At 73.7% G+C, this 4,670-nt stretch carries 6 protein-coding genes and 1 pseudogene; 3 read left to right on the top strand and 4 right to left on the bottom strand.

Translation table 11 applies throughout. From position 1 onward, the window contains the following. Positions 1-1,040, top strand: a 1,040-nt coding sequence (locus K6I33_RS32080) for a DUF6185 family protein (protein WP_229358066.1), incomplete at its 5' end; no start/stop codon positions are given. A gap of 9 nt (positions 1,041-1,049) precedes the next feature. Here the strand turns inward: K6I33_RS32080 and K6I33_RS32075 are convergent. The 4 genes from K6I33_RS32075 to K6I33_RS32060 all read right to left on the bottom strand — a co-directional run bounded on the left by K6I33_RS32075 (position 1,050) and on the right by K6I33_RS32060 (position 3,552). Next, positions 1,050-1,340 carry a DUF1876 domain-containing protein gene (locus tag K6I33_RS32075; protein ID WP_374286372.1) on the bottom strand — a complete coding sequence of 97 codons (291 nt, stop codon included), beginning with the start codon at positions 1,338-1,340 and terminating at the stop codon, positions 1,050-1,052. A gap of 61 nt (positions 1,341-1,401) precedes the next feature. Next, positions 1,402-1,671, bottom strand: coding sequence for a dsRBD fold-containing protein (locus tag K6I33_RS32070; protein WP_229358064.1), 270 nt, complete (start codon positions 1,669-1,671; stop codon positions 1,402-1,404). Positions 1,672-1,698: 27 nt separating this feature from the next. Next, positions 1,699-3,051 (bottom strand): phosphoribosyltransferase family protein, encoded by a 1,353-nt coding sequence (locus K6I33_RS32065; protein ID WP_229358063.1) that lies wholly within the window; start codon positions 3,049-3,051, stop codon positions 1,699-1,701. 72 nt (positions 3,052-3,123) lie between these two features. Next, entirely contained in the window at positions 3,124-3,552 is a 429-nt protein-coding gene (locus K6I33_RS32060; RefSeq protein WP_229358062.1) for an HIT family protein, read from the bottom strand. Positions 3,553-3,597: 45 nt separating this feature from the next. On the opposite strand from K6I33_RS32060, the gene K6I33_RS32055 reads away from it, so the two are divergent. Both K6I33_RS32055 and K6I33_RS32050 read left to right on the top strand, forming a co-directional pair. After that, positions 3,598-4,362, top strand: coding sequence for a DUF72 domain-containing protein (locus K6I33_RS32055; protein WP_229358061.1), 765 nt, complete (start codon positions 3,598-3,600; stop codon positions 4,360-4,362). A gap of 106 nt (positions 4,363-4,468) precedes the next feature. After that, positions 4,469-4,670 (top strand): annotated as a pseudogene (locus tag K6I33_RS32050) (cytochrome P450); the annotation flags it as partial.

The following is a 4,670-nucleotide window of genomic DNA, read 5'->3' as shown; positions in this document are numbered from 1 at the left end:
CCGCCGTCCCCTACGCCAGCCCCGGCCCCCTGGACCGTCTTCTGCTCGCGGTGTTCTTCGCCATCGTGGTCGTCTGGCGCCAGGGCTCCTACGCCGGGATCCAGGCCTTCACCCCCCTCTGGTTCCTGCTCGGCATCGCCGCGCTCTACGGACTGCTCGCCGTCGGACGGCGCCGCTCGGTGCTCGCTCAGCACTTCGAGGGTTGCGGCGACGGCTCTCCGCAGCTGTGCGAGACCATCACCGAGGCCGAACGCAGTCACCTCATCGCCCGCGCCCGCCGGTTCCGTGAGCTGACCGCCGCCCTGCGCGCCGGGGACCAGGGAGGAGCCGACGCGGCCCTGCGCCGGCACGCGATCGAGAAGGAGCTGAGCGGGCTCCACCGCTGGAGGCCGAGGACCGGCAGCGGCGGCGGTGTCGCACGGTTCCTGCTGCCGTCCCACGTCACCGTCGTCGACGTCGCCCTGAGCTGGGGGCCGCACGCCAAGTGGTGGGACAACGCCCGCCATTCCGCCGTTCTGGCGGCCACCTTCGGCCTCCCCGGCAGCGTCCTCCTCGTCTGGCTGTTCTACGGCCCCCAGGACCAGTGGATGCGCTGGGGGATGTACTTCTTCGGCGCTCCCGACGTGGTCTGGAGATTCGTCTACTGGGAGCTCGTGTGGGCCGGCGCGGGGCTCGTCCTCGGGGCGCTCTGGCGTCTGCTGCCGGGCCGCCGGGGTCCCGCCCGGGCCCTGAGCCTGGCCCTCGCCTACACCTTGCTCATCGGCCTGGGTGTCCTCGGCAACCTGATCACCGACCAGGACTTCGGCAACGTCGCCGTCGCCGTCTCCTTCATGCTCCTCGTGCTCACCCTCACCAGCCTGGCCATGGACGCCGACACCTTCCGTTCAGAACGGCGCTTCTGGCCCAACCGCGTGGGGCTGTTGCTGTCCATCTACCAGATCCGAGGCTTCTCCGCGCAGGTGGCCTACATCCTGATGCAGGTGGTCGCGGTGCTGACCATCCTCAAGTTCTTCGTCGAGGGCGGGGGCGCCTTCAAATAACCGCCCCCCTCACATCGTCCAGCCGTACGGCGTCGACTCCCTGGGGGAGGGTGCGGCGCCCCTGGCCTCCACGTCCCGCTCCGCCGTCCGCAGGAGCTTGCCGCCGAGGTCGCGCAGGGCGCGGGCCGCGGCGAACTCGTCGCCGATCTCCGGTACGTCCTGGTCGCCGGGGGCGCACTGGGCGGTGCCCGTGCCGGTCACGGAGGACGTGCCCGTCTCCAGGACCGCTCGCGCCGTCGTCTTTCCGTCGTCCTCGAAGAGGTGGAGGCGGACCTCCCAGTCGGCTGTGTGCGGCAGCATGGTCGCTCCTCGGTCTCACCGGTGGTCGCGCCGACGCCCGTCGTGGGTGTTCAGCGCGTGTTCAGCGCGTCAGCTGCGCGTCCTCGTGCATGACCTCCCTGATGTCGTCACTGGCCTTGCTCAGCAACTGCTCGGCGAGGTTGTTGAGAGCCCGGGCGGCCGCGACCTCCTCGCCGACGCGCTGCTGGCGGCGGTCGTCCGGATTGCGGTTGGCGATGCCCTGGGCGCTCAGCCTGGAGCCGTCGTGCAGCCGGAGCCGGACATCCGCCTGGGTGGTGGCGTCGATCTCCCGGAACTGCATGTCGACGACGCAGTCGACGATCTTCTCCATGGTGCTCACCTGCCGTATGACGATGATTCAGCCCGCCGGGGCGGGCGGCGGGGCCAGATGCCCGGTGAACCACGCGCAGGCGAGGTCCGCGACGGCGTCCAGGGTTCCGGGCTCCTCGAAGAGATGGGTGGCGCCCGGCACGACAGCCAGGCGGTTCTCGCAGCGGAGCGCGGCCGCCGCCTGCCGGTTGAGGTCGAGGACCGTCTCGTCGCGGCCGCCGACGACGAGCAGGGTCGGCGCGGTGACCTCGGCCAGCCGGTCGTCCCCGGCCAGGTCGGGGCGGCCGCCCCGGGACACCACGGCCGTGATGTCCTCGCCCTCGCCCCGCGCGTGCTCCTCCGCCGCGTCGGCGGCGGCCAGCAGGGCGGCCGCCGCGCCCGTGCTCGCGCCGAAGTAGCAGACGGGCAGGGCCACGTGGCGCCGCAGCCAGCGGGTCACCTCGGTCAGCCGGTGGGCCAGCGGCCCGACGGCGAAGACGTTCGCCCGGTCGGCCTCCTCCTCCGGGGTGAGGAGGTCGAACAGGAGCGTGCCCAGCCCCGCCCCGCCCAGCGCCGCGGCCACCGCGCGGTTGCGGGGGCTGAAGCGGCTGCTGCCGCTGCCGTGGGCGAAGACGACGACGCCGGGCGCCCCGGCGGGAAGGTCCAGGTCACCGGGGAGACGGACGCGCCCGCCCTCCACCGGCAGCTCTACGGGGCCGGTACGGGCCGGGCAGTCCCCGCCGCTCTCGTCGCCGCCCCTGCCGGTCTCCCGGGCGCTCCTGCGCAGCAGGTCGACGACCTCCTCGTCGGCGGTCTGGGAGAAGTCGCGGTACCACTCGCCCACGGCGGAGAAGAGCGGCGGCGTGCTCAGACAGACCAGCTCGTCCGCCTCCGGGCCGATCCGCTCGGCCGCGTCCGGGGGCGCGACGGGCACGGCGAGCACGACCCTGGCCGCCCCCTCGGCCCTGGCCACCCGGCAGGCGGCCGACGCGGAGGCGCCGGTGGCGATGCCGTCGTCGACCACGATCACGGTCCGGCCCGCCAGCGGGATCCTCGGCCGCCCGCCCCGGAAGCGCTCCGCCTGCCGGGCCAGCTCCGCCTCCTCGGCGCGCTGCACCTCGGCGAGGTCGTCCTCGTCGACCCGGCTCATCCGCATGATGTCCTCGGAGATGACCCGTATCCCGCCCTCGCCGATCGCGCCGAACCCCAGCTCCCGGTGGTAGGGGACGCCGAGCTTCCGGACGAGGATGACATCCAGCGGGGCACCGAGCGCGTGCGCGACCTCGAAGGCGACCGGGACCCCGCCGCGCGGCAGGCCCAGCACCACCGGGCCGTCGTCGCGGAAGTCCTCCAGCCGGGCGGCGAGGCGCCGGCCCGCGTCCACTCGGTCATCGAATCGCATGGGTACACCTCCATGCCGTAATCCCAATATGACCGGATCAGGGGTGATAGTCCACGCCACGCCCGCTGAGGTCTAGTCCTCCGCCGCCCGGTCCTCCAGGGCCGCCCGGACGCGGGCCGCCACCTCCGCCGCCTCGCCCTCCGACGCGTAGCGCCCGCGCGGCCAGAAGAAGCCGCGCAGCCCGTCCTTGCGATTGCGCGGCACCACGTGCACATGGAAGTGCGGCACGGACTGGCTGACCCGGTTGTTCGCGGCCACGAACGACCCGGCGGCCCCCATCCCGCGCTCCACCGCGCCCGCGATCCGCTGGACGCGGGCGAAGAACGGGCCGATCTCCTCCGGCCGCAGATCGGCGAGCGTCTCGGCGTGCCGCCGGGGCACCACGAGCACATGGCCGGGGAAGAGCGGACGGGCGTCGAGGAACGCCACCGCCGTCCCGTCCGCGAAGACCCGGTGCCCGTCCGCCTCGCCGGCCACGATCGCGCAAAAGAGGCACTCCACGCAGACCAGTGAACTACGCGCGCCGTCCCGGGGCAGGGATCACCCATGCCCCTCCTCGTCGGAACCTCGGGATGGCAGTACAAGGACTGGCGCGGCGACCTCTACCCCGCCGACGTACCGCAACGGCTGTGGCTGGAGGAGTACGCGGGGCATTTCGCCACCGTCGAGAACAACAACGCCTTCTACCGGCTCCCCACGCCGGAGACCTTCGCGGACTGGCGCGACCGCGTCCCCGAAGGGTTCGTCATGGCCGTCAAGGCCAGCCGCTACCTCACCCACATCAAGCGGCTGCACGACCCGGAGGAACCCGTGGACCGGCTGATGCGGCACGCCGCCGGGCTGGGGGACCGGCTGGGGCCCGTGCTGCTCCAGCTCCCGCCCACGCTCAAGGGCGACGCCGCCGCCCTGGACACCGTGCTCGGCTGCTTCCCGGCGGGCACGCGCGTGGCCGTCGAGCCCCGGCACGACAGCTGGTGGACGGACGACGTCCACGCCGTGCTGAAGGACCGCGGCGCGGCGCTGTGCTGGGCGGACCACGACTCGCGGCCCGTGACCCCGCTGTGGCGCACGGCGGACTGGGGGTACGTACGGTTCCACTGCGGCGCGGCGAAGCCGTGGCCCCGCTACGGCGCCCAGGCGCTGGCGAGCTGGGCCGGGCGGATCGCCGACGCCTGGCCCGACCGGGCCGCCGTGTACTGCTACTTCAACAACGACCCCGGCGGCGCCGCCGTCCACGACGCGGCCGCCTTCGCCCGGGCCGCCGCCCGGCTGGGCCGCACGGCGAGCCGCACCCCGGCCGTGTCCCCGTAGGCGCTTTACGGAAACCGGCGCTTTGTAGGAACCGCACAGGCGGGCCCCCACAGCGCTGACAAGGCCCCGGGGCCGGGAACGCACCGTGATCGGTGAGGATGGGCGGGTGCCCGAAACCCTGAACCCCGCGGACCCCGGCTTCGCACGCGACCCGTACCCGTACTACGCGCGGCTGCGCGCCCGGGGCCCCGTGGCGCGGGTGGACCTCGCCAACGGCACGCACGCCTGGCTCGTCACCGGCTACGACCGGGCACGGGAGGTCCTCGCCGACCCCCGTTTCTCCAATGTGCCCCCGCCCCGCGCGGGCC

Origin of the sequence: Streptomyces sp. UNOB3_S3, from assembly GCF_020740895.1 — a bacterium.
Lineage (GTDB): Bacteria > Actinomycetota > Actinomycetes > Streptomycetales > Streptomycetaceae > Streptomyces.
Note: the sequence above shows the minus strand (reverse complement) of the source record. Positions and strands in the feature narration are given on the sequence as shown.

Excerpts from the sequence above, each read along its gene's own strand:
- K6I33_RS32055 (WP_229358061.1), top strand. The coding sequence starts at position 3,598 with ATGCCCCTCCTCGTCGGAACCTCGGGATGGCAGTACAAGGACTGGCGC.
- K6I33_RS32065 (WP_229358063.1), bottom strand. The coding sequence starts at position 3,051 with ATGCGATTCGATGACCGAGTGGACGCGGGCCGGCGCCTCGCCGCCCGG.
- K6I33_RS32070 (WP_229358064.1), bottom strand. The coding sequence starts at position 1,671 with ATGGAGAAGATCGTCGACTGCGTCGTCGACATGCAGTTCCGGGAGATC.
- K6I33_RS32075 (WP_374286372.1), bottom strand. The coding sequence starts at position 1,340 with ATGCTGCCGCACACAGCCGACTGGGAGGTCCGCCTCCACCTCTTCGAG.